The organism is Nitrospina watsonii, from assembly GCF_946900835.1.
Taxonomy (GTDB): Bacteria; Nitrospinota; Nitrospinia; order Nitrospinales; family Nitrospinaceae; genus Nitrospina; species Nitrospina watsonii.
Map to the genome: position 1 here is coordinate 1,617,217 of NZ_OX336137.1, position 24,539 is coordinate 1,641,755.

Sequence of the window (24,539 nt, forward strand, 5' to 3'; positions counted from 1 at the left end):
GCCAATCACCAGCAGGGTCAGGGATTCGGTGTGATATCCACCAGTTTCCGCAGGTTCTCAAAAATATTCAACGTCGCCCGCGACCGGTTGAGCGTGTAAAAATGGACCCCCGGAGCGCCGCCGTTGAGCAGGCCCTCGCATTGTTCGGTCGCATGCTCCACGCCGATCTGCCGGATCATGTCCGCATCTTCCGCGTGCGCTTCCATCCGCGACAGCAGCGGGTCGGGAATGGTCGAACCGCACATTTTGGTGAATCGTTTGCTCTGCTTCAAATTCTGAATCGGCATGATGCCGGGGATGATGGGGATATCGATGCCCTTGCCGAGGGCCCGGTCCACAAAGTCGAAGTAAAACTTGTTGTCGAAAAACAGCTGGGTGACGATGAAGTCCGCCCCGGCATCGACCTTGCGTTTCAGGTTGTCCAGATCGGTATCCATATCCGAGCATTCGATGTGTTTTTCCGGGTACCCGGCCACACCGATGCAGAAGTCGTAACCCCTTTTTTTGATGAAGTCCACCAGCTCGTTGGCAAAGCCAAATCCATTTTTCGGCCGGACGAAATACTCCTGGTCCTTGGGTGGGTCGCCACGCAGGGCAAGCACGTTGTCGATCCCCGCATCCTGCAAGGCATCCAGAACTTCCGCGATCTCATCGGCATTGGACCCCACGCAGGTGAGATGCGCCATGCTCTCCAGATCGACATCGTGTTTGATGCGTTTGACCAGGTCCAGAGTCTTGGTGCGGGTGTTGCCCATCGCCCCGTAGGTCACCGATACATAGACCGGCTGCAGGGGCTTCAGATTTTGAACGGTGGTAAATAGATCATTGAACCCTTCGTCATCCTTTGGCGGAAAAAATTCAAAGGAAAACGCAGGGCGTACGGTTTCAAGAAGTTTAGATATTTTCATAAGGCAGACAGTATAACACAGACTGCCTTCGGAGCCAAATCCCGGCCATGTTTCCCTGCGCCGGAGCGGGGATCAATAAATATCGAAACCCTTTAAATACTTCAGGAAGGAATGGATGTTGACGAGTTCGACCGGTTCTTCTTCAATCTGCCGGTAGGCTTCGTCGGCAAAATAGCCGGTGGTGATGATGATGCCGCGAGCCGCGCCCTCCCCCTTCACCGAATCCAGAAAGCCTTTGACTTTCATTCCGTCCACCAGATTGAACGGAGGATTGAAAATGCACAGGGCGAGGTATTTGCCACCGACCACAGGGGTTTCGTCCTGCATGTCGATTTCCAACTCCGAGTTATTGGCCCACACGGAATGGCGGTACTCAAGATTGAATTTACCGAGGAACTCAAGGCACTTGGACCGGAACTCTTCGCGGTCCTCAAGGTAGGAGGGTTTGTCGCTATCTTTGTCGAAGTGTACGGTTTCCCGCGGGGCCTGGGGTTGGGTGGTCTTGAGAAAAAAAATCAGAATCAGGCCCAGAACAAACGCAATAATGACCGTCAGGAATATTTGCACTTATTTGATCATCTCATCGTAGATTTTGTCTTTCTTACCTTCGCGGATCAAGCGGTCGTGTTTGATCATCTGGCGGATGGCGATCCAGAATACAAACGCAACGATGAACAGCATGCCGCCAATCGGCATATTGTCCGGTTTCAAGGCAATCAAAAGAAAGTTCTCTAAGGGTGACGGTTGCATAGTTTCGACCTTCTAAAACAGAAATAGAAATCGGTGCATTAATGAAGCATACAACAAAACACGGAAATCTTCAAAAATCCATGTCGTCGGCAAACTCACTGTCTTCCCCACCCGCGTCATCGCCCTCCATCGGCTCGTCATCGAGGGGTTCCTCGTCGCCAAAGCCGGCGTCAAAGAAACCATCCATGAAAGGCTCTTCCGCTTCGAGCGACAGGCTGAGATCGATATCGGGATTGTCGTAAGACACCAGCAGGTCGGTCACATCCTGGATCTGCTTGTCGATGTTTCCTTTTTCGACATCGTTCAGTTTGTGGAACTTGCCCTGTATGGTGTAATCGCCTTCTTCTTTCGGCCAGTGGTTGGGCATCGGGGTCCACGGGATCATTTCCCGGGTGTCCTTCAACCATTTGGGAATCCACTCCTCGCGCAGGCGCTCACTGGAAATTTTGAACTCAATGCCCTTGGCGCCATCGTCATGGCACTTGCCGCATTCCATGTAGTTGACGATCTTCACACCCGTTTCGATGGCCTCTTTGTCTTTTTTCAAATGCACACCGGCTTCATACTTGATCTCACCCGGCGCCACCAATTCGAAATAAGCCGTCAGGTCCCGCATCTGGCTGTCCGTCAGATTGAAGGAAGGCATGCGGACATCCATCCATTTACGAACAGGCGTTGGGTTTTTCAGAAACGAATACAACCAGGATCCCTTAACCCGGTTCCCAACATGGTAATTCTCCGTTTCCAAGGGCGGGGGATACTGCGCGCTTGCTTTGAGGTGCTCCTGAATGTCGCCGCCGTAACCCTCGACGACATGACAACCCCGGCAATTGTACTGCGCAATCAGGCGGCGACCGCGTTCGATGGTCAGCTCATCCTTTGAGTAATTCTTTTTATAACGCTCGGGGATGAACAGTCCATTGAGCCCGCGCAAAAGAACCATCAGGGCATCGATCTCATCCTCGGCCAGATCGAAGTCCGGCATTTTATCGAGAATGCGGTCGGTGCGGTAGGCGGACGGGTTTTTCAATTTGGTGTAAGTCCACGACTCCCAGGTGTGGGGAATGTGCGTGTCGGCAAACTCCAGTTCACGGACCTGCTTGCTGCCGAAGGCGGAAAGTTCCGGCGCGATGCGGCCTTCTTTTTCCATACCCGGGATGGAATGGCACGCGAAACAACCCCGGTTGCGGACCAGCTTTTCACCCAACTCGACCCTTGCTGGATCTTTCAACCTTCTTTCAATGCCCGGAATCTTGACCGGCTTGCCGAACTGGATCAGGTAGGACGCGATGTTCGATGCCTGCTCCACGTCCAGACGCATGTCCGGCATGGTGCTCTTATGGTTGTAGTCCCGCGGGCTGCTGAGCCAGCTGACCAGCCAGTCGGCACTCACCTTTTCGCCGATATTGCTCAGGTTGGGAGCAAACAGTTCCCCTATGCCCTTGAGCTTGTGGCAGGCCTGACAACCGATCGACTCAAAAAGCTCTTTGCCTTTAGCCGGGTCGCCACTTTTGAATTTCTCAGGAAGCTTGTAACTCTTCTCAGAAGAAGCCAGCAAATACGCCGAGATGGCCAGAGCATCCTCATCACTCAACTCAAAGTCGGGCATGCGGGTCTCGGGCAGATAATCCTTCGGCTTTTTGACCCAGCGGTACAGCCAACTGGGATCGACTTTGGCGGCAATCCTGTTCAGGCTCGGTCCCACCTTGCGTACATCGGCATACCCCTCGACCAGATGGCAACCGTGACAGCCCAATTTCAGGAACAGCTTCTTGCCTTTGGTCAGAATGGGGGCGCCATCCAGGCTGACCACATCCGCGTGGCAGTTGGTGCAGTTGGACTGCATCAGATTGTCATGCAGAAGGGGTTCATTGATACCGAGAGTCTGGTCCCCCTCATGATGCGATCCATGCGCATCCTCGGTCGGAGCCGTAGCCGGTCCCTGTCCGCGATGGCACCACGTGCACCCGGTTTCCGTGGGTTCGTGGTTCTTGATCAACACTTCACGGTTGGGGTGGGTTTTGAGCGGATTTTCGAAATCCTTGTAGTAGGGATCATCATAAGCGATGTGGCAGGTATGACAGCGATCGACCTTGTAAACAATTTCCCCGAATTTGTTTTTGGCCGATGCGGGGATGACCGCCTGCTTGATTTCCGTCGGACGCAAAAACAGATTGAATGGCTTGTAAAAGTCCATCCTCTGGGAAAGGATGATTTTGTCGTTGGTCAGTTTGGCCAGCTCGTTTTCCAGGTTTTTCTTGCGTGCCTTGAACTCCAGCAGCTTCGCTTCCGCAGCATCCCGCTCCTTGGCTAACTGTTCAACAATCGGCTCCGACTCCACGATGTGTTTCTTCGTTTCTTCGACGCGGTTGAGCTCGACCTCATAGTTTTGGCCTTCGTGCTGGGCCTTTTTGTAATAGTAGTAATACTCGTCCAGACGGCTCTTGGTGAATTTCAGGTTTTCCTTTGCATCATCGAGCTTGACCTGCGCATTCCAGGCGGCATCCGCGAGTTGCTGGTATTCCTCGTCGTTCTCCAGCTTCTGCTCTTCGCGGGCAATGGCTTCGCGCAACTCCTCGGTACGCCCCTGAATCTTTTCAGTGACCTCCATGTACTCCACGCGGGTCCGCTCGTACTGGGTTTCGTTGTATATATCCTGGAATTCCTTGTAGCCGCGGCGGATGTACTCATCATCCCAGAACGCCCAGAGGGTGATAAACAGCATCGCACCGGAAAGCAGGAAAAACAAAAAGCTGTACGAAGTGCGCTCGTCAAACTCCCCTTCATTAAAAGGCGAGTCCTCGTTCTTCTCTTCTTCTTTAGGATCTTTATTTTCTTCAGCCATGGACGTTTCTGAAAAACCCGTTAAACGTTAAACCAGGGAGTGACCCAGATGTATTTGATGTTGAAGCCCAGCCGGAGCACGATCTTGACGACGATGCCCACCATGATCAAATACAACTGCACCTTGAGGAACATGCGGAGGAAGCCGACGGTTTTGAGGGCTTTGCGCTCCAGAAAAAAATACACGGCAGTCCCGACGGCAAAATATCCCAGCACCACGACGGCACCCACCAGCATGGCCATATCGTAAGTCCGCACACCCAGCGCGTAAGGGAGATCGACGTTGGTCAGAGCCACGACTTTATGCGGATCCCAGTACTGCCAGGGCATGAACAGGTTCCAGCCCGGACCGCGCAGGAAGACCCCCATGATGATGAGCGCAATCCACAGAACCAGGAACCCGAACGCATAAACCCAAATGGCGAGCTTGCGCTCTGCATACGTGTAGTACCCGTTGCCCTTGGGGTTCATGTCCAGATAAGGAATCAGCATCAACCCGACGATAATGAGCACGGGCGCCACCACGCCTGCAAACCAGGGATCGAAGTACACCAGAATGTCCTGAAGGCCGAGAAAGTACCAGGGCGCCTTGGAGGGATTCGGGGTTTTGGTGGGATTCGCCGCCTCTTCCAACGGAGCGTCGATGAGAATCGACCACACCGTCAGGGCAAGGATGACGATAATGGAACACAGGAATTCCAGGCGGACCAGGTAAGGCCACACATGGACTTTTTCCGGTAGTTCTTCTACTTTCTTTTTCGGAGCCGCTTTTCCCGGCGCTCCAGCAGCCGGCTTGGCGGGTGGCTTAGCAGGTGGTTTCTCTGCAGTCCCCATAGAAAGACTTCCTATCCATCGAAAAAAGTTTCAACGCAGTGGTTGAATTCGGGTCGTTAAAGCGGCCCGGAAATGCCTCCGTCCTTTCGGATGCGCCAGAAATGGACGATCATCAAGGCACCGGCAACCAAAGGTATCAAAATACAATGCAACACGTAAAATCGTAACAAGGCCGGTGGCCCAACGAGACTGCCGCCCAGCAACGCAGCCCGGGCGTCGTATCGCGCCGTCACCCCCACATACTCCGCAAACGGTCCCTCACTGCCAAGGAACGGGGTCGCGCGCGCCATGTTGGTGCCCACGGTGACCGCCCACATGGCCAACTGGTCCCATGGCAGCAGGTACCCGGTAAAGCTCAAAAGCAGCGTGAACGTAACCAGAAACACGCCGATCACCCAGTTGAACTCGCGTGGAGGCTTGTAGGAACCGGTTAAAAACACGCGGAACATATGCAGCCAGACGGTGATGACCATCGAATGCGCCGCCCATCGATGCATGTTCCGCATCAACATGCCAAAGGGCACGTCGTACTGCAGGTATTTCATGTCGTAATAAGCGTATTCACCCACCGGCCGGTAATAGAACATCAGGATGATGCCGGTCACAACGGTCGATAAAAACAGCAGGAATGTAATCCCGCCCATACACCAGGTAAACTTCACGCGCAGCGCATGCCGATGAATCTTTACAGGGTGCAGATGCAACCAGACGTTACTCGCGATCTGCAACACCCGGTTTCGGGGCGTATCCGCGTAGCCGTGACGAAAGGTGGAGGTCCAGACTTGGGATTCGGTAAACTTGTCCGCCGCTTCCTCAAAAAGTTGACCGCTCTTGATGGACTCTTTGATTTCCTCAAAATTTGGAATTTTGGGTTTAGCCAAAACTCAACCTCCTACAGCAATACTTCTGATTAATCTTCAAAAGGGGTTCCCTGCGAGATCCGGGCCTGTTAGGTCCTCAGGAAGGCTCCGGGCTGATCCCACTCACCTTTTTCAAACAAAAACACCTTGCTCTTATCAACCACAATCTGGCCGTCCGGCGCGATACTCACTTTCATCCGCTCCAGCGGCCGGGGAGCCGGGCCCTCAAAGTTGATCCCATCCATGGTGAATCCGCTGCCGTGGCAGGGACACTTGTACTTGCCCTCAGACCGCAACCAGAGCGGCGTGCAACCAAGATGCGTGCAGCGGGCCAGAATCGCATAAAGACGCTGCTCCTCGCGAACAATCCACACACGCTGGTCCTTGACCCACTTGGTGCTGACCTCACCCACAGTGTAATCGCCGACATTGCCGGCCTTGAACTTCGGCGACGGCTCGAACAAAACCCGCGGAAACAGTAAGCGCAGAAAGTAAACGGACGACAATCCCAAAGAGGCCATGAATCCGGCCCAGCCTGCATAGGAGAAAAAGTCCCGCCGGGAATACAGATTATTCGGTTTCTCTTGCTTGCCTTTACCCTGGGCGGGAGACTTGGCAGGGGGGATATTTGGGTTTTTGGAGGGCTGTGCCATAATCTCTTTTAACTCAAATGGTTATTTGATTGCCACATTCCTGAATATCTTGCAAAAGAGTGACCTTAGCACTCTAGCAAAGGATGGTTTTTAACATAATTAGAAATTGGAGTCAAGGTTTGATAGCGCCAATACAAATCGTTGAATTATGGACTTGCAGTCAACTTGCGAAGGCAGGCCCGCGCCGCTTCCAAAACCCCCTGGGAGGCATCCCCAAAACCGGGTGAAAGCTGGGCCAGCGTCTTCACGGTCATGCCTCGCTGAATGGCCATCATCACCATCGTCAACATCTCCGACGCACCCTGCCCCAGGATTTGCGCACCGATCACCTTGCGGCTTTCCCGATCGGCCACCAGTTTGCAGAATCCACCGGCCTCGGCATCGGGTCCGGAACCGTTCAACAGCACGCCATCGTAACGGCCTTCCACCGGACGCAAAAACCCCTTGTGATGCGCGTCTTCCACTTTGCACCCCACCGCCGCCAGCGGTGGCTGGGTATGCAGCCGAAAGGGAACGGTATCCGGGTCCAGCGCTTTTTCTTTACCCAGGGCGTTGGCCGCGGCCACCCTTCCCTCTTCCTGCGACCGCTCCAAAGACCGCTCGTGGCCGGTGACGCTGCCCACAGCATACAGGTTTTTGAGCGAGGTCTGCATCCGTTCATTGACCCACACTTCGTGCCGGTCTCCCATCTCGATGCCCAGCCCCGCATCCACCGAACCCGCTGTGTGGCCCACGCGCCGGTACCCGACGAGAATGGTCTGCACGGCAAACTTGATGCCGCCGTCCAACGTGATATCGATGCCCTCCGGCTTCTTGAGAATCGACGCGATCTTTTTGTTGAACAGGGTTTTGATTTTGGCCTGCTTCAAACTCTTTTCGACGGCATCGATCAACTCCGGGTCGCGATCAGCGATCAGCCGTTGATGTTCGTTACAGAGAAACACCTTCACGCCCAGCCGATTGAAAAACAGCGCGGTCTCGATGGCCATCACGCCGTCGCCCAGGATCAGCAGGGTTTCGGGCAATGCCTTGAGATCGAGGAAGCGGTCTAGCGGCACAACACATTCATCATCGAACGGCACCGTCACAATCGACTCCGCCGCCGATCCCATCGCCAGAACCAGTTGCTCCGACTGGACCTCCTGCTTGCCATCGTCGGTTTCCACACTCAAACTGCCGCTGCCGGAATAAATGCCTTTACCTGCGAGGAGGGTCACGCCGCTCGCTTCCAGATCCTGCCGCAAGGCCTCGGATGCGTTGCGCGCAATCTCATGAAAACGCGATCGCACCCCCTCCCATTCCACAGGTCGGGCCTTGCCGAACTCCGGGTCCGCCAGCAACGTTCGCACCGGAAACAGGCCGCGGTTGAGGTAATGGCCGCCCACGGCATCCATCTCCACCAGGCACACCCTCGCCCCGGCTTCGACAGCCTGGCGGGTGGCCGCCACACCGGCGCTGCCGGCTCCCAATACGGTCAGGTCAAACCGACTCATGTGTCCCTTTCCCAGTCACGGCATCTTCTGCCTGCAAGCGTATTTAAGCACACCTGGAAAACCCACTGCAATTGCCCTTTATGTCTCATAAAACGCTCAACGTCGCCATCCCGATCAGCAAAACCAGCCCGACGGAAGCGATGACCGCATGCAGGGTGACGTTCATTCTGCGGCTGAATGGAATGGCGGTCAAAAAATAGGCCGCGACAAAATAAACGAAGGCGTCGTTGCCCTGCAATTGATGGTTGATATAAAGAAACAACCCCAACGAGGCGACGGTGGCGACGTAGATATAGCGGTGCAGCCGGTACCAGCGCTTGCGGCGGTCCTCCGGCAGCATGCTGACGCCAATGATGACATTGGCGAACACAATCAGAATGGTGAGAAACAGGGTCTGAAAACCGGGATGGGCGAACAGGTCGCCCAGAGTTTGAATCTGCATGATTCAAGTACGAGGAAAGGTTCACCGCAGGCAAATAAAAGAATGGTGCCGATGGGGAGATTCGAACTCCCACGGGTTGCCCCATACGCCCCTCAAGCGCACGTGTCTACCAGTTCCACCACATCGGCAAGATTGTGAATTTATTTGCTGGATTCGTCCTGGGCCGGCTTGTTGGTCGGGATGGTGGTTGTGGTCTCTTCCATTTCATTGATCACGGAATCCTGCTTCCGGTCCACCAGAACCGTGGCCAGGCTGAGAGACGTGAGCATGAAAATGACGGCGGCGGCGGTGGTGAGCTTGGTGAGGAAATTCCCCGCGCCACTGCTGCCGAACATGGTCTGGCTGGAACCGGATCCAAACACGGCGCCCATGGCCGCGCCCTTGCCCGATTGAAGCAGGACAACAAGAATCAGAAAAACTGCCGCTGCGATGTGTAAAACGGTGACAAACGTATGCAAACCAACCTCCTTGAATTACTCAGCCGAGCCAATAATAGCACAAAACAAATCAACGTCCAAGCTGGCGCCTCCCACCAAAGCGCCGTCGATATCCGGTTGCCCCAGAAGGCTATGGCTGTTGTCCGGGGTCACACTGCCGCCGTACAACACGCGCATCGCCTGTGCGGTGTCCGGGCCGTACAACTCCCCGATCCATCGCCGGATCAGGCCATGAACTTCCTGCGCCTGCGCGGGTGTGGCCGTCTGCCCGGTACCGATGGCCCACACCGGTTCGTAGGCCACCACCACATGGGCGGCGGCTGCGGGCGTCACCCCGTTCAGTCCTTCCGTCAACTGGAGATGCACCACATGCTCGGTCTGCTCGGCGTCCCGCTCGGCATCGGTTTCGCCCACACAGAGAATCACTTTCAGGCCATGCTCCAGCGCGTTTTTGACTTTGCGGTTGATGAGGGCGTCGGGCTCTCCGAATTGATGACGCCTTTCGGAATGACCGATGATCACCCAGCCGCAGCCGGCCTCGATCAGCATCGGTGCGGAGACTTCGCCGGTGAAGGCTCCCATGTCTTCCGCCGCCACGTTTTGCGCCGCCAGCCCGATGACCGTGTCGCAGAGCTGCGCCCGCGCCGCTGCCAGTATCGTGAACGGAGGCGCCACCACCACCTCCGCCGGGCATCGGGAATCGATGCGTTGAAGCAGACGCTGCAACAATTCCTCGGCCTGAGAAATGGTCTTGTTCATTTTCCAGTTGCCGACGATCAGGGTTTTTCGCATGGGTCCCATCAAAGGCTGCGTTTAAAGTCCCTTTTTAATCATGTATTTCAAAATATCCTTGGTGCGCGAGGAATACCCCCACTCGTTGTCGTACCACGACAACACTTTGACCATATTTTTTTCGATCACTTTCGTCGAAGGACCGTCAATGATCGACGAGTCTTCGGCGCCGTTGAAATCGATGGAAACCAGCGGCTGTTCTTCCACCCGCAAAATGCCCTTGAGTTCGTTTTGCGCGACTTCGCGGAACAGGGCATTGACTTCTTCCGTCGAAGTGTCGGTCTCCACGTCCGCCACAAAATCCACCAAAGACACGTTCGGCGTCGGCACGCGGATAGCCATGCCGTCGAGGCGGCCTTCCATTTCCGGCATCACCAGGCACACCGCTTTCGCCGCACCGGTGGTGGTGGGGATCATCGACAGGTTGGCGGCCCGCGCCCGGCGCAGATCCTTATGCGGCAGGTCGAGGATGCGCTGGTCGTTGGTGTAGGAATGGATGGTGGTCATCAACCCTTTTTTGATTTTCAGCGTTTCATGCAGCACCTTGACCACCGGGGCCAGGCAGTTGGTGGTGCAGGAGGCATTGGACACGATGGCGTGCTGTTTCGGATCGTACTTGCCTTCATTGACGCCCAGCACCACGGTCACATCCGGATCGGTGGCAGGCGCGGAGATGATGACTTTCTTCGCTCCGGCCTTCAGGTGCTGCGCCGCCGCATCGCGCTTGGTGAAAATGCCGGTGGACTCGATCACCACATCAACACCCAGGTCCTTCCACGGCAGGTCCGCCGGGCTCTTGCAGGACAGAACCTTGATTTCTTTCCCGCCAATGACAAGGCTGTCCCCTTCCGCCTTCACTTCGCCCTGGGTCACACCCTGAACGGAATCGTATTTGTACAAATGGGCCAGCGTGGCCGCATCCGTGAGGTCATTGATGGCCACGACGTCCACCATCTCACCACATTCCTTGTCATTCAAAATGCATTTCAAGACATTCCGGCCAATGCGCCCGAAACCGTTGATTCCCACTTTTGTGGCCATTTACCAATACCTCCTTTACCCAGCTTGTTTCCGGGACTGATAAGACATCCACCCGCCTCAATCTTTTCAGGCAGGTTTGGGGTTTCATTTTCGCTTGCTTCCGTGATTTGTTCAACGCCAATCTGGCGGGATCGTACAGGGCAATGCGGGATTTTGATTATGGTGCAAATTCACGACGGGGTCAATAAGACGAACGCGGGATTCATGCGGAAACTGTACGCAACGCCTCTCCTTTTTGAATGCTGGCGATCATGCTACGTACGGCCTGCTCCATGCCGCAGTACACCGACCGCGCCACCAGGTTGTGGCCGATGTTGAGTTCCTCAATCTCGGGAATGGCGGCGATGGCCACCACGTTCTCGTTGTTCAGCCCGTGCCCGGCGAACACGCGCAAACCGAGACTGCGGGCATGACGGGCGGCGGCCTGGATCTTTTTCAACTCCCGTTCCAGCGGAGCGGGATCGGTTAGTTCCGTGTACAGCCCGGTATTGATCTCGATGCTGTCGGCGCCGATGTCCCGCGCCGCATCCACCTGTTTGGGATCGGGGTCCACAAACAAACTGAAGCGGATGTGCAGGGCAGCCAGGCGGGCGCGTGTTGTGGTCAGGTATTCTTTTTTAGAGATCACGTCCAGCCCGCCTTCGGTGGTGATCTCCTGCCGCTTTTCCGGCACCAGCGATACCTGGTACGGCAACACCGTTTCAGCAATGCGGACCATCTCCTCCACCGCCGCCATCTCCAGGTTGAGCGGAGTGCGGATGCCCTGCTGGATGCGGAACACATCGGCGTCCTGAATGTGCCGCCGGTCCTCGCGCAGGTGGACGGTGATGCCATGCGCCCCGGCCTGCTCGGCCAGATGCGCGGCTTTCAACGGATCGGGTTCCACCGTCTTGCGGGCCTCGCGCAGGGTGGCGACGTGGTCCACGTTCACAAACAGTCGGATCATTTCACTCCTTTTGGTATTTGCGGATTTCTTCCACGATGCGGATGGCCCGCACGGTTTCCAATACATCATGCACGCGCAGCACGCGCGCGCCCTTCATCACGCCGATCACCGCCGCGGCCAGCGAGCCTTCCATGCGCTCCTCGGTGGGCAAGTCCAGGATTTTACCAATAAATGCCTTGCGCGACACGCCCAAAAGCACGGGCTTGTTGAGCGTCTGAAACCGGTCGAGATTGGAAACCAGTTCCAGGTTGTGACGCAGCGTCTTGCCGAACCCAATGCCGGGATCGACCAGAATCTGGTCCGCCGGGATCCCCGCAAACTCCGCCTCGACGATGCGTTTGCTTAGAAAGTCGTACACTTCTTCGACGCAATCGATGTACTGCGGATCGAGTTGCATGGTCTTGGGTGCGCCCTGCATGTGCATGATGATCACGCCCGCCGGGTAGCGGGCGATGGTCTCCGCCATTTCGGCAAAGCGCAATCCATAAATGTCGTTGATCCAGTGCACGCCGAGGTCCAGCACCCGCCTGGCCACGTACGGTTTATAGGTGTCCACGGAAATGGAAACCGGAAACTCGCGGACCAGCGCTTTCACCACCGGCTCCAACAGTTTCCACTCGTGTTCATCTGGAATGGGCTCGGCCCCCGGGTGCGTCGATTCCGCGCCGATGTCCAGCATGTCCGCGCCGTCCTCGATCAAACGCTCGGCGGTTTTGAGCGCCTGCGTTTCACTGGCGGCATAACTGGATTTATAAAATGAATTGGCGGACAGGTTGATGATTCCCATGATCCGGGTGGGGCCGGAAAAGAATTCATCTTCCATCACATGTGCTCCCCTCACTATATGGAATAAAAAAAGCTCCAAACAGGCCACAGCCGGAATGGAGCTTTTTAAATGTCTAAACGATTTGCTTCAAGGCAAGGGGCACCTCAGGCAGGGGACGGGTCAGGAACACCGCCTCCTCCTATCAGCCCTTCATCCCCCAGCCCCTTCAGCTTTTTACCTTTTTTATCGGCATCCGTCTTGAGGTCCGCGGGCAACGTCGGCTCCTGATCGTCCTGATCCGAATCAATCGGGCGGTTGTCAATGATGGCTCTGATCTCCACGAGGTCCAGCGTCTCCCGTTCGAGCAGCGCCAGCGCCAAGCGTTCGAGCGCATCACGATTTTCCGTGAGCAATTCCTTGGCGCGGTTGTAGCCGCCCATGACCAGCGCCTTGACTTCGAGGTCGATCAGCTTGGCCGTCTCGTCGCTGAAATTTTTCTGCGAGGAGAAGTCCTTGCCGAGGAACACCTGCTCTTCCTTGGTGCCGTAGGTCAACGGACCCATCTTTTCGCTCATGCCCCACTCGCAAACCATCTTGCGCGCGGTTTCGGTGGCGACTTCGATGTCGTTGCCGGCGCCGGTGGTGATTTCACCCAGGCACACTTCCTCGGCCACGCGTCCGCCCATCATGATGGCGAGGCGATGGATGAGGTACTCCTTCGGATACGTGTGTTTCTCGTCCTCCGGCAACTGCATGGTGACGCCCAGAGCGCGGCCGCGCGGGATGATGGTCACCTTGTGCAGGGGATCGGTCCCCGGCAGCAGGAACGCCACCAACGCATGTCCGGCTTCGTGATAGGCGGTGGTTTTCTTTTCCTTCTCGGTGATCACCATGCTGCGCCGCTCGACACCCATCATGACCTTGTCTTTGGCGTTTTCGAAATCCTCCATGGTGACAACCTTTTTCTCTTCGCGTGCCGCCAGCAACGCCGCTTCGTTGACCAGGTTGGCAAGATCCGCCCCGGTGAACCCCGGCGTGCCGCGCGCCACCACTTTCAGGTCCACGTCCTCCGACAGCGGCACTTTGGCGGTGTGTACTTTCAGGATGCCTTCGCGGCCCTTGATGTCCGGACGGCCCACCACCACCTGGCGGTCGAACCGGCCCGGCCGCAACAACGCGGGATCGAGAACGTCGGGACGGTTGGTCGCGGCGATCAGGATGACACCTTCGTTGTTTTCGAAACCGTCCATCTCGACCAGCAACTGGTTGAGCGTCTGCTCGCGTTCGTCATGCCCACCACCGAGACCGGCGCCACGGTGACGACCGACGGCATCGATCTCGTCGATGAAGATGATGCAGGGGCTGTTCTTCTTGCCCTGCTCAAACAGGTCGCGGACGCGGGACGCGCCAACGCCGACAAACATCTCGACGAAGTCCGAACCGCTGATGCTGAAGAACGGCACGTTGGCTTCCCCGGCAATGGCGCGGGCCAGCAACGTTTTGCCGGTGCCCGGAGGGCCGACCAGCAGCACGCCTTTGGGAATCTTGCCGCCCAGCTTGCTGAACTTCTGCGGTTCCTTCAAAAACTCGATGATTTCGTGGAGCTCTTCCTTGGCCTCATCACACCCCGAGACGTCCTTGAAGGTGGTCTTGGTCTTCGCCTCGTTCATCAGGCGCGCCTTGCTCTTGCCGAAGGACAACGCTTTGCCGCCACCCGACTGCATCTGGCGCATGAAGAAAATCCAGATACCGAGGAGCAGGATCATCGGGAACCACGAGATCAGAACGTTCATGTACCAGCTCGTCTGCTCCGGTGGCTTGACCACCATGCGTACGTCTTTATTACGCAATTCTTTGATGAGATCCGGGTCTTTCGAAGGTGCGTAGGTCTGGAAGGTCTGGCCGTCGGTGTACTTGCCGGTGATGTGATCGCCCTGCATGACCACTTCCGCCACCTGCCCGTTTTCGACCTTGTTCATGAACTCACTGAAAACGATCTCGGATTGGGGGGCAATGGGTTGGTTGAAAATATTGAACAGAGCTATCAGGATGATTCCGATAACCAGCCACAACGCTAAATTTTTATAAAATTGGTTCAAGGCCATCTCCTTATTGAATCTGGGCTGCTGCCGTCCTGTATGCACTCATGGTAACACAATTCAGCCGCTGTTTGCTGGAATCTTGTCCATCCCGGCCATCATTTCAAAACCCTTATATTCAACGTATTCCGGGTCTGAGGTGAGATTTTGAATCGATCCGAAATGGGCCCCTCCACAATCCAGATAATATGATCGGCCGCCGTTGTCAAGACGGTCATCCCTTTTCTTTGAGCGCGGGGGATTTTCCGATCCTTGAAGTAATCCTTGAGCTTCCGCGTTCCCTGCATGCCCAACGGCTGAAACCGGTCGCCCGGCCGCCAGAATCGGACCCGGAGGGAATTCCCGGTCTGATCGAAATCCAGAAAGGCCTGCCCCGGTTCGGGATGCCGGACATCCACCTGCCGGCCTTCCTTCACCTCGGCTTCAAACCAGATGCCCAGCGAGGCAACCGGCGTCGTGCCGGGAATGCGCAACGCCAGGCCCTCTCCGGACAGCGGGTTGTCTTCCATTAAGATGCTCGATTTTGCCTCGGAGATTTTAGTTATCTTGAGGGAATTTGCCTCGCGTTCCGCCGCCCAGTCCCCGGGCAAAGAAATGATTTTTCCCCGCTTGTCATTTTCGACCAGCTCCAGCACACTCAGAATGTGGTCGAACGTGACCCGCCGAAGGTGGCCCCGGCCCTTTTCAAAAGCCAGTCGCACCAGCCGGGCCCGCAAGGCGGGGTGTAATGTCAGCAGAGCCTCGCAGTCCAGAATCACCTGATGATCCGGCAGCTCGACACGCCCCATGCGCTCAAACCACTCCTCGGCTTCCCGGTTCAGGCACTCTTCCTCCCATTGCAGAATGCGCGCGGTTTGCCTGAGATTGGTCAGGATCTGCGGATTGAATTCTTTTTGCAGGTACGGCAGCAACTGGTGCCGGATACGGTTGCGCAGGTAACGGGTGTCCCGGTTCGAGGCATCTTCGCGGCAATCCAACCGTTCCTGCTCGAGAAATGACTCGATCTCGACGCGGGTGGCGTCGATCAACGGCCGAATGAGATTCCCGCGCACCGGACGCATGCCGCCCAGCCCGCGTGGCCCGCCGCCACGCAACAGATTCATCAGCACCGTCTCGGCCTGATCGTCGGCGCTGTGCGCGAGCGCGATTTTATCGGCTCCGGTTTTAACGCGAACCGATTCGAGAAACTGCGAGCGCAGGGTGCGGGCGGTTTCCTGAAACGACATGCCGCTTTGCTTCGTTTCCTCTGGAACATTACGCCGCCCCACCACAACCGGGATGTTCAGGTGCTCACAGGTCTCCGCCACAAAATCCGCATCAGCGTCGGAGTCTGCGCCGCGGGTGCTGTGATTGAGATGGGCCACGGTAATCTTGAAGTCCAGGGGTTGCCGCAACCGCTGCAGGAGATGCAGCATCGCCATCGAGTCCGCTCCCCCGGACACGGCGGCGACAAGCTGGTCGCCCGCATCGATCATGTGATGCTGAAATACTGTAGTTTGGATTTTTTTGAATAAGGGATGCATGGCGTCCCCTGTCATGAAGAGGAGGCAGACAGACGGGCCGGAAGCAGGCAGACACCCACCCCCCGGCAACGAATCCCGAATCGGGATTACAAGTTATCCAACAGGGATTTCTTATGCTGGTTGTATTCCTGCTCGCTGATGAGGTTCATGTCTCTCAAATTCTTATAATATTTCAACTTCTTTTCTAAAGGTTCGTACTCATCTGCAACGGGAGCCGGCTTCGGTGAGTCCATCTTTTTGCCTATTTCAAACGGCGGCAGAATCTCCGCCTGCGGTTTCTCCTGAATGGATTCGACCTCGTTCACGGCCATCGTCTGCGGAGTTTCGACGGCCACGGTTTGTGTCTTTTGTTCCGGCTCCACCGGGCCCAGCTTTTTTTCGATGAACGAGCGGGCGTGCAGGTCCTCGATGTATTCTTCAAAATACGTGCGGAAGCTTTGCTGCTTCAATTGCGCGATGATCTGGTTTTCCACGTCCTCCATAGGAATGGGCGCGCCGGGGAGCACCTCATCGACTTTGATGATGTGCAGACCATAGGGGGAGCGGACGATGCTGCTGACCTCGCCGTTTTTCAGGGCGAAGGCAGCTTTCTCGAACTCGGGGATCATCTTGCCTTTTTCGAGAACCCCCAGATCACCGCCGTTGCTGGCCGTGACGTCTTCGGAAAACTCCTGCGCGACTTCCGCAAAGTCCGCGCCGTTGCGGATTTTGGCCAATGCTTCGCGGGCTTTCCGTTCTTTCGTCGCAATCTGGTCCGAATCCAACGACTGATCCATGATGAACAGGATATGGCGTGCCCGCACCTGCGCCGTGGTCCAGAATTCTTTGCGGTGCTCATCGTAAAACTCCGCGATCTCCTTGTCCGACACCTTGATGCGGGAGCGCACTTCCAGGTTGATCACCTTGCTCATCAGAATCTGTTCGCGGATGCGCTTCTTGTACTCCTCCAGAGAGCGCCCCTCCTGTTTCAGCATTTCTTCCAGTTGTTTTTCCGACAGGTTGCCGCGTTGCCGAACGTCATCCAGAGCATCCTGCATCTGCGACTCTTCAACAATCAAGCCCACCTTTGACGCCACATCCACCAGCAGGATTTCATCGATCATCTGATCCAACGCCCGCGAGCGCACTTCTTCCAAGGTGGGAATATTTTCGACACCCATACTCTGAAACCGCGCCAGGTCCACCCGTGCCCGTTCTTCCAGGGCGCTCAGGGTGATGATCTCGTTGTTGACCTTGGCCACCACGCGGTCCAGCACCTCCGCGTTGGCGAACGGCACCCATCCGCTCAACAGCAATAGAGCCGCCAACGAGATCGATTTAATGTACGGTTTCCAATGCTTCATAATTGATTTCAATCTGGGCTTTCTCCTTGAGCTTCAATAACCAGAGCTGAAACGCTTTTTCCTGCGCTTCGCGCAACAGTTTTTTGTGGATCGCGTCTTTCGATTCCTCAAAATTCATTTTGCGCTCGGGCTTCTTGTCCACCACCTTGAACACATGGTAGCCGTATGGCGTGCGGATGATATCGCTGACCTTGTTGACCTTGAGATCGAACACCTCGTCGAACTCTTCCGGCATCTGCCCGGCTTCGAAATATCCCATGTCGCCGCCGCTTTCGCTTTCCAGTCCCAGTGAGTGCTCACGGGCCAGTTCTTCGAATTTTTTGCCCTTGCGCAGCAGTTTCAAGATATCACGGGCCGCGTCCTCATTTTCAACCATAATGTGCAGGGCGCGCAACTGTTCGCCCTTCTGAAATTCACCCTGATGGTCGTCGAAGTACTGCTGCAATTCCTCGTCTTTTATTGAGACCCCGCTGTTGACCACGTCCTGAATCAATTTTTTGACCAGAAGCCGTTTTTTCAGCTTCTCCTTCCATTCCTTTTCGGTCATTTCCTGGGAATCCAGAATCTTTTTGAACGCGCCCTTTTCATAACCCTGGCGGATATTGTGAAATTCGATCTCCACGGCGTCCTCCTCCAGCGCAATGCGTTCCTTCTTCACTTCCTGCAAGAGAATCCGCTCCTGAATCATCTGATTGAGGGTGTCCATGCGCAGCCAGATCAATTTCTCCTTTGATAATTGCTGGCCTTCCTCCACCCGGTACTTGCGCTTGTTCTGATCCAACGCCTGCACCAACTCTTTGCGGTTCAGCGATTCGCCATTGACCCGGGCCATTTCATCCGGACTTTTAAACTGAGGGCCTTCTTTTTCCTGCGAACAGGCCGCGAGACTGCAAACCAGCAGGACGCACAGGCCAAGGGTTCCCATCCGAAACCGGAATCGTTCATTTCTCATTCAGGGACTCCACCATTTCGTTCAGGTACTCCGCCACGCGTTCAATGTCCTGCTTCCACCCTGCGTTGTCCACCTTGATGCTCAACTCGTATTCGGAAACCAGCCGCAGACGCAAATCCAGCAGGGAGGTCAGGGTTTCCGACTTCAACGGTGTCGAAGGTGCGATCTTGAGATAGACATGCTCGCCGGAGCGCTGGACCTTGGTGATGTGCAGGCGCTGGCACTGAATCTTCACTTCCATGAGGGCCAGCAATTTTTCGGTTTCCGGCGGCACCGCGCCGAAACGGTCGTTCCACTCTTTGCGGATCGCCGTCAACCCGTCCAGATCATCCACCAGTTGCAACCGCTGATACGCTTCCAGGCGCTGATTCAAATCGACAATGTAATCCTTGGCAATGTAGCCGCGCACCTGGAAATCGACTTCGGTTTCCACTTTTTCCTCTAACTTTTCCCCCTGCGCCTCGCGGATCGTTTCTTCCAGCAGTTTGCAGTAGAGATCGAAGCCAACGGTGGAAATGTGCCCGGACTGGTTTTTGCCGAGCATGTTGCCGGTGCCGCGGATTTCCATATCCCGCGCCGCCATCTGGAAACCCGCACCCAGATCGCTCATTTCCTCCAGCGCCATCAGCCGTTTTCGGGCGTCCTCCGAAACCGCCATGGTGCCGGGAATCAGCAGGTAGGCGTAAGCCTGGTGCTTGTAGCGCCCCACCCGCCCGCGCAGCTGGTACAACTGGGCAAGGCCGAACTGGTCGGCCCGGTTGATGAGGATGGTGTTCGCCGACGGAATGTCCAGCCCCGACTCGACAATGGACGTGCACAGCAGCAGATCGATTTCCTTTTCAATAAACTGCTGCATGACCTTCTCCAGCATGTGCTCATGCAATTGACCGTGACCGATGCCGATACGCACTTCCGGCACGATTTTTTTGATCAGCGCCGCCATCGAATGAATGCTGTGGACCTTATTGTGTACAAAATAGATCTGCCCGCCGCGATCCATCTCCCGCAAAATGGCGTCGCGGATGGTTTTCTCATCAAACTTACGGATGTAGGTCTTGATCGCCAACCGGTCGCTGGGCGGAGTTTCGATGACGCTGAGGTCGCGCACCCCCATCAATGAAAAATGCAGGGTGCGCGGAATGGGCGTCGCCGACAACGTGAGAATATCCAGAGAGGACCGCAGCTTCTTCAACTGCTCCTTGTGCTTCACGCCAAACCGCTGTTCCTCGTCGATGATCATCAATCCGAGATTGTGAAATTGCACATCTTTCGATAACAGGCGATGCGTGCCGATGATGATGTCCAGCTTGCCTTCCTTGAGTTTGCGCAACACCTCTTTTTGTTCGCGAGGGGTGCGGAAGCGGCTGACCATGTCGATGCTCACCGGATACATCTGAAAACGTTCGCGAAACGTGTTCAAATGCTGCTGTGCCAGAATGGTAGTGGGGACCAGCACCGCCACCTGTTTTTTGTCCAGCACGGCGCGGAAGGCGGCGCGCATGGCGACTTCCGTCTTGCCGTAGCCGACGTCGCCGCAGATCAGGCGGTCCATCGGTTTCGACTTTTCCATGTCTTCATGGATTTCATCGATAGCTTTCAACTGATCGTCGGTTTCGACGTATTCAAAACTGTCGGAAAACTCCTGCATCAGCACCGGGTCGGTGGAATACGTGTTGCCTTCGGCCACCTCGCGGGCGGCATAAATTTTAAGCAGGTCGCCCGCCATTTCGCGCAGCGACTCCTTGATCTTTTTCTTCTGCCGTTTCCACTGCGCGCCCCCCAGCTGGCTGAGCACCGGATTGGTCTCGCTCGCGCCCTGGTATTTTTGCACGTAGGCGAGGCCGTCCATCGGCAGATACAACTTCTGATCGTCGCCGTACAGAATTTCCATGAACTCACCGCCGCCGATGCTGGTCTTCAAGTCGCGTGTGCCCATGTACTTGCCGATGCCATAGTCCACGTGCACCAGAAGATCGCCCACCTTGAGGTCTTTGAAGCCGCGTTGAAAGCTGGCGGATTTGGGTTTCCGGCGGTAGCGGTGCTTGTGCGTGCGACCGAAGATTTCGTGCTCGGCCACAAACACCTGGCCGCCTTCGGGGTACTGGAACCCGGCGCTGATCTGTCCCGTCATCACCGGCAGGCTCAGTTCCTTTTCCAGCAACAGTTCATTGACCCGGCGCACATGCCCCTTGGTCGGCGCCACCACCGTGACTTCCAACCCCTCGTTCTTCCAGTCGCAGGCAGCGTCGGCGAAGCCATCAAATCTTCCCTGGAATCCGGGGATGGACTTGATCTCGAACGCATGCGCGTCTTCGCCGGAAAGCTTCAGGGTGTTGAGCTCAATGTGCGGGCGCCTCCGCATGGCTTGAAACAGGGCGTCGGCACGCAGGTACAATTTATCAGGCGACGGCGCCACTTCTTCGCGATCCTGACAGCGCGCGTACTCTTCCTGAATCAACGCCTCGTAACGTTCGGCCTTTTCCGCCAGGGCGTCCGGTTCGTCGAGAATGACCCGCGTGTTATCGGGCACGTGGTCGAACAAGCTTTCGCAGTGATCGTAAAAGAAGGGTGACAGGAACTCGATGCCGGAAAAGGTTTGCAGGTGACGGAGTTTTTCCAGCAACTCGTTCAACTTGCCGCGGTCCACCCCGTGCTCTCCGGCGTGATCGATAATACGGCCGATGCCCTCCTCACATTCTTTTTGTGTGAGGCAGATTTCGCGCACCGGCAGGATTTTGAACGCATCGATTTCTTCCACCGAAATCTGTGAGGTGACGTCGAAATAGCGGATCGATTCCACATCGTCGCCGAAAAACTCGACCCGGATCGGGTTCAACGCCGATGGCAAATACAAATCCAGAATGTCGCCGCGCGAACTGAACTCGCCGGGCTCCTCCACCAATTTTGTGCGACGGAACCCATTGTCCACGAGGCACAGTTCCAAAAGCTCGCGGTCCACGGTCTCCCCCTTCTTCACCGGATACGTCAGGTTGTTCAGAATGCGCCGCGGCATGACGAACTGCATGGCGGCCTCCAGCGGCACCACAAGGATCGGGCATTTGTTCTCACCCAGCCTGTCCAACACATCGAGACGTTCGCCGGACACTTCACTCAAGGGCGACAACGGTTCGTAGGGCAGCAGTTCCCAGGTGGGGAAAAATTGCGGCACCTGCCGTAGATTCTCGTGTTTCAAAAAGAAACGCAGGTCGCCCAGCAACGCTTCGCCGCTGTTTTGATCGGCAGTCACAACGACCAGCGGTTGCCGCCGGGTTTTCCAGAGACGCACCAGAAACCAGGCGCGCGCAGCACCGCTCAACCCCTCGATCTTCAATGAAGGGGGCATCGAGTCCAAGGCATGCAAAAAGTCATCCCAGCCGTTGGTGGCCGGCATGTTTTCGCTCAAAGTGTTTGCGGGACTGCTCATGAATGGTTTAAGGGCTGGGGATCAGGATTTTGCGTTTTCAGGAAGAAGGTGTTCCCATTTGGACTCTCCCTTGATCTTGAAGTTCACGGTGACGATGAAGGACGTGCCCTCGTAAAAGTTCAGTTTGTAATTGCCACCACCGAACCGCTGGAACAGATAGTCTTCACAGTTGTCCCGGAACCCGTTGAATTCTTCGAGGGTGAATTTGGCAATCTCGTAAAAAAAGATCGAGACCCCTTCATACCTTCCGATCAAGAGGGTGAGGTTGATCCGCTGGTAAATTTCTTCGAACCGCTGATCGCATTCTTCAGGAGTGGGGTCTCGTTTGAGCTCCCGTCTCAGTTTGGGTTTGTAGTAATCCCGAAAAGCCTGTTTGACCCACATAGTATTTATGAAGATTGAAAAGGTTGATCAAAAGTCATTGCTGTGAAGCAAAACATTTCTTATACTCCCTTTAGGTGAATAGGGACAACCATTTTGATTTTAATCAATTATGAGCGCAAATACCAAGTCAGAAATCGTTAAAGTCGGGCTGGTGCAGATGGCCTGCGAGGACGATACCGAAAGCAACCTGCAGGAAGCCGTTCGGGGCATCCGCAACGCGGCCGAGCAGGGAGCCCAGATCGTCTGTTTGCAGGAGCTCTACCGGTCGCGCTATTTCTGCCAGGTGGAGGATGCCGACCGCTTTCGGCTCGCCGAGACTATCCCCGGCCCGTCCACGGAAGCGCTGGGACCGCTGGCGAAGGAGTTGTCGGTGGTGCTCATCGTCCCTATTTTCGAAAAACGTTCCGCCGGATTGTATCACAACAGCGCCGTGGTGTTCGACGCCGACGGCTCCACCGCCGGTCTGTATCGCAAAATGCACATTCCGGACGATCCCGGCTTTTACGAAAAGTTTTATTTCGCGCCCGGCGACACCGGCTTCCGCGCCATCGACACGCGTTACGGGAAGATCGGCGTGCTGATCTGCTGGGACCAGTGGTTCCCCGAAGGGGCACGCTTGACGGCGTTGTCCGGGGCGCAGTTTCTGTTTTACCCCACCGCCATCGGGTTCCAGGACTTCGATGCCGAGGTGGCTTCCAAACAGGCGCATGCATGGGAAACGATCCAGAAATCCCATTCCATCGCCAACGGCGTGTTCACCGTGGCGGCCAACCGCATCGGCCGCGAAAACAACATCCAGTTCTGGGGACGCTCCTTCGTCTGCGATCCTTTGGGAGAAATCCTGGCGCAGGCATCCGACGATTGCCCGGAAGTGCTGGTCGTCGATTGCGACCTGGCACGCATTGAAGAAACCCGTCGTGGCTGGCCGTTTCTGCGCGACCGGCGGGTGGATGCTTATCAGAACCTGACCCGACTCTATCTCGATTCGAATGACCGCTGATTCCACCCCCGTACAACTGGGCTTTCGCATGCCCGCCGAATGGGAGCCTCACGCTGCCACCTGGCTGACGTGGCCGCACAATCCCGAAACCTGGCCGGAGCTCGACCTGCGTCACGTTGAAGAGGTGTACCTGCAAATGATCGCGGCCCTCCTTGAGGGCGAAAAAGTACACATTCTGGCCAACGACCCGGCAAGCCGGTTGCATATCGAAAAGCGGCTGAAGGAACACCGCGTGCTGGGCAAGGACGTGCAGGTTCACGGCCTGGCGACCAACGATTCATGGATTCGCGACTACGGTCCCAACTTTCTGGTGCGGGACAACGGGGACCTGCGTGACGTCGCCGCCAACGTGTGGCGCTTCAACTCATGGGGCGGCAAGTACCCCTCGCAGCTGGATGACCGCGCCGGACGGGATATCGCGCGCGGCCTCGGCGTGCCGGTGTTCGAACCCGATCTCATCCTCGAAGGCGGCGCCATTGAGGTCAACGGCAACGGCACCTGCCTCACCACCGGACGTTGCCTGTTGAACTCCAACCGCAATCCGGAGATGACGCAGGACCGCATGGAAAATCACTTGAAGGACCACCTCGGCGTGTCGCGAGTCTTATGGTTCGAGGGCGATCTGGAAGGCGACGACACCGACGGTCACATCGACAACCTGGTGCGCTTCGTCAATCCCACCACCGTCGTCTATGCGTACGACGCCAACAAGAAAGACCCCAATCACGCCTGCCTGCGCCGGAATCAGGAAATTCTGAAATCGGCCACCGACGCTCAAGGCAATGCGCTGGAAGCCCTGCCTCTGCCCATGCCGGGGCGGGTGGAATTCGACGGCGAGCGTCTGCCTGCCAGTCACGCCAATTTTTATATCGGAAACCGTTGTGTGCTGTTGCCGGTGTTCGGCCAGTCCAGCGATGCCAAGGCGGAAGGAATTCTGAAAACGTTTTTCCCGGACCGAAAAATTGTGCCCGTCGCCTGCAACCAGTTTGTGCTTGGGTTGGGGGCCCTTCACTGCGTCACCCAGCAGCAACCGGCCGACCGGATCTAA

General features: G+C 56.1%; 22 protein-coding genes and 1 tRNA gene. 2 read left to right on the plus strand and 21 right to left on the minus strand.

Features of this window, described 5'->3' with window-relative positions; all coding sequences use genetic code 11:
• Window positions 1-17: 17 nt before the first annotated feature.
• The 21 genes from metF to QML71_RS07590 form a co-directional block, all read right to left on the minus strand.
• Complete coding sequence (gene metF / locus QML71_RS07490; protein WP_282011300.1) at window positions 18-908, minus strand: methylenetetrahydrofolate reductase [NAD(P)H]; 891 nt, start codon at window positions 906-908, stop codon at window positions 18-20.
• Between the two features lie 72 nt (window positions 909-980).
• Complete coding sequence (locus tag QML71_RS07495; protein WP_282011301.1) at window positions 981-1,475, minus strand: restriction endonuclease; 495 nt, start codon at window positions 1,473-1,475, stop codon at window positions 981-983.
• Window positions 1,476-1,658 carry a hypothetical protein gene (locus QML71_RS07500; protein WP_282011302.1) on the minus strand — a complete coding sequence of 61 codons (183 nt, stop codon included), beginning with the start codon at window positions 1,656-1,658 and terminating at the stop codon, window positions 1,476-1,478.
• 70 nt (window positions 1,659-1,728) lie between these two features.
• Window positions 1,729-4,503 (minus strand): c-type cytochrome, encoded by a 2,775-nt coding sequence (locus tag QML71_RS07505; RefSeq protein WP_282011303.1) that lies wholly within the window; start codon window positions 4,501-4,503, stop codon window positions 1,729-1,731.
• A gap of 20 nt (window positions 4,504-4,523) precedes the next feature.
• Window positions 4,524-5,336, minus strand: coding sequence for a cytochrome b family protein (locus tag QML71_RS07510; protein ID WP_282011304.1), 813 nt, complete (start codon window positions 5,334-5,336; stop codon window positions 4,524-4,526).
• Window positions 5,337-5,392: 56 nt separating this feature from the next.
• Window positions 5,393-6,217 carry a cytochrome b N-terminal domain-containing protein gene (locus QML71_RS07515; RefSeq protein ID WP_282011305.1) on the minus strand — a complete coding sequence of 275 codons (825 nt, stop codon included), beginning with the start codon at window positions 6,215-6,217 and terminating at the stop codon, window positions 5,393-5,395.
• A 68-nt stretch (window positions 6,218-6,285) separates the two neighbouring features.
• Entirely contained in the window at window positions 6,286-6,717 is a 432-nt protein-coding gene (locus QML71_RS07520) for a QcrA and Rieske domain-containing protein (RefSeq protein ID WP_282011306.1), read from the minus strand.
• 278 nt (window positions 6,718-6,995) lie between these two features.
• Window positions 6,996-8,342 carry an FAD-dependent oxidoreductase gene (locus QML71_RS07525; protein ID WP_282011307.1) on the minus strand — a complete coding sequence of 449 codons (1,347 nt, stop codon included), beginning with the start codon at window positions 8,340-8,342 and terminating at the stop codon, window positions 6,996-6,998.
• 85 nt (window positions 8,343-8,427) lie between these two features.
• Window positions 8,428-8,784 (minus strand): hypothetical protein, encoded by a 357-nt coding sequence (locus QML71_RS07530; protein WP_282011308.1) that lies wholly within the window; start codon window positions 8,782-8,784, stop codon window positions 8,428-8,430.
• A 43-nt stretch (window positions 8,785-8,827) separates the two neighbouring features.
• Window positions 8,828-8,912 (minus strand) — tRNA-Leu (locus QML71_RS07535).
• A gap of 12 nt (window positions 8,913-8,924) precedes the next feature.
• On the minus strand, window positions 8,925-9,242 hold the full coding sequence (gene secG, locus QML71_RS07540; RefSeq protein WP_282011309.1) for a preprotein translocase subunit SecG: 318 nt from the start codon (window positions 9,240-9,242) through the stop codon (window positions 8,925-8,927).
• Window positions 9,243-9,257: 15 nt separating this feature from the next.
• Window positions 9,258-10,013 (minus strand): triose-phosphate isomerase, encoded by a 756-nt coding sequence (gene tpiA / locus QML71_RS07545; protein WP_282011310.1) that lies wholly within the window; start codon window positions 10,011-10,013, stop codon window positions 9,258-9,260.
• A 21-nt stretch (window positions 10,014-10,034) separates the two neighbouring features.
• Window positions 10,035-11,054 carry a type I glyceraldehyde-3-phosphate dehydrogenase gene (gene gap / locus QML71_RS07550; RefSeq protein ID WP_282011311.1) on the minus strand — a complete coding sequence of 340 codons (1,020 nt, stop codon included), beginning with the start codon at window positions 11,052-11,054 and terminating at the stop codon, window positions 10,035-10,037.
• 202 nt (window positions 11,055-11,256) lie between these two features.
• Window positions 11,257-12,000 (minus strand): pyridoxine 5'-phosphate synthase, encoded by a 744-nt coding sequence (locus tag QML71_RS07555; protein ID WP_282011312.1) that lies wholly within the window; start codon window positions 11,998-12,000, stop codon window positions 11,257-11,259.
• 1 nt (window position 12,001) lies between these two features.
• Window positions 12,002-12,823 carry a dihydropteroate synthase gene (gene folP, locus QML71_RS07560; protein WP_282011313.1) on the minus strand — a complete coding sequence of 274 codons (822 nt, stop codon included), beginning with the start codon at window positions 12,821-12,823 and terminating at the stop codon, window positions 12,002-12,004.
• Window positions 12,824-12,930: 107 nt separating this feature from the next.
• Entirely contained in the window at window positions 12,931-14,865 is a 1,935-nt protein-coding gene (gene ftsH, locus QML71_RS07565; RefSeq protein ID WP_282011314.1) for an ATP-dependent zinc metalloprotease FtsH, read from the minus strand.
• Between the two features lie 98 nt (window positions 14,866-14,963).
• A complete protein-coding gene (gene tilS, locus QML71_RS07570) occupies window positions 14,964-16,388 on the minus strand; it encodes a tRNA lysidine(34) synthetase TilS (RefSeq protein ID WP_282011315.1) in 1,425 nt (474 codons plus the stop codon).
• 86 nt (window positions 16,389-16,474) lie between these two features.
• The gene (locus QML71_RS07575) at window positions 16,475-17,731 is read right to left on the minus strand and encodes a peptidylprolyl isomerase (RefSeq protein WP_282011316.1); all 1,257 of its coding nucleotides are present in this window, start codon (window positions 17,729-17,731) and stop codon (window positions 16,475-16,477) included.
• Window positions 17,706-18,656, minus strand: coding sequence for a peptidylprolyl isomerase (locus QML71_RS07580; protein ID WP_282011317.1), 951 nt, complete (start codon window positions 18,654-18,656; stop codon window positions 17,706-17,708). The genes QML71_RS07575 and QML71_RS07580 overlap by 26 nt, the downstream gene beginning before the upstream one ends.
• Before the next feature lie 16 nt (window positions 18,657-18,672).
• Complete coding sequence (gene mfd / locus QML71_RS07585; RefSeq protein ID WP_282011318.1) at window positions 18,673-22,107, minus strand: transcription-repair coupling factor; 3,435 nt, start codon at window positions 22,105-22,107, stop codon at window positions 18,673-18,675.
• 21 nt (window positions 22,108-22,128) lie between these two features.
• Complete coding sequence (locus tag QML71_RS07590; protein WP_282011319.1) at window positions 22,129-22,491, minus strand: hypothetical protein; 363 nt, start codon at window positions 22,489-22,491, stop codon at window positions 22,129-22,131.
• A gap of 109 nt (window positions 22,492-22,600) precedes the next feature.
• On the opposite strand from QML71_RS07590, the gene QML71_RS07595 reads away from it, so the two are divergent.
• Both QML71_RS07595 and QML71_RS07600 read left to right on the plus strand, forming a co-directional pair.
• Complete coding sequence (locus QML71_RS07595; RefSeq protein ID WP_282011320.1) at window positions 22,601-23,491, plus strand: carbon-nitrogen hydrolase; 891 nt, start codon at window positions 22,601-22,603, stop codon at window positions 23,489-23,491.
• Window positions 23,481-24,539 carry an agmatine deiminase family protein gene (locus tag QML71_RS07600; RefSeq protein ID WP_282011321.1) on the plus strand — a complete coding sequence of 353 codons (1,059 nt, stop codon included), beginning with the start codon at window positions 23,481-23,483 and terminating at the stop codon, window positions 24,537-24,539. The genes QML71_RS07595 and QML71_RS07600 overlap by 11 nt, the downstream gene beginning before the upstream one ends.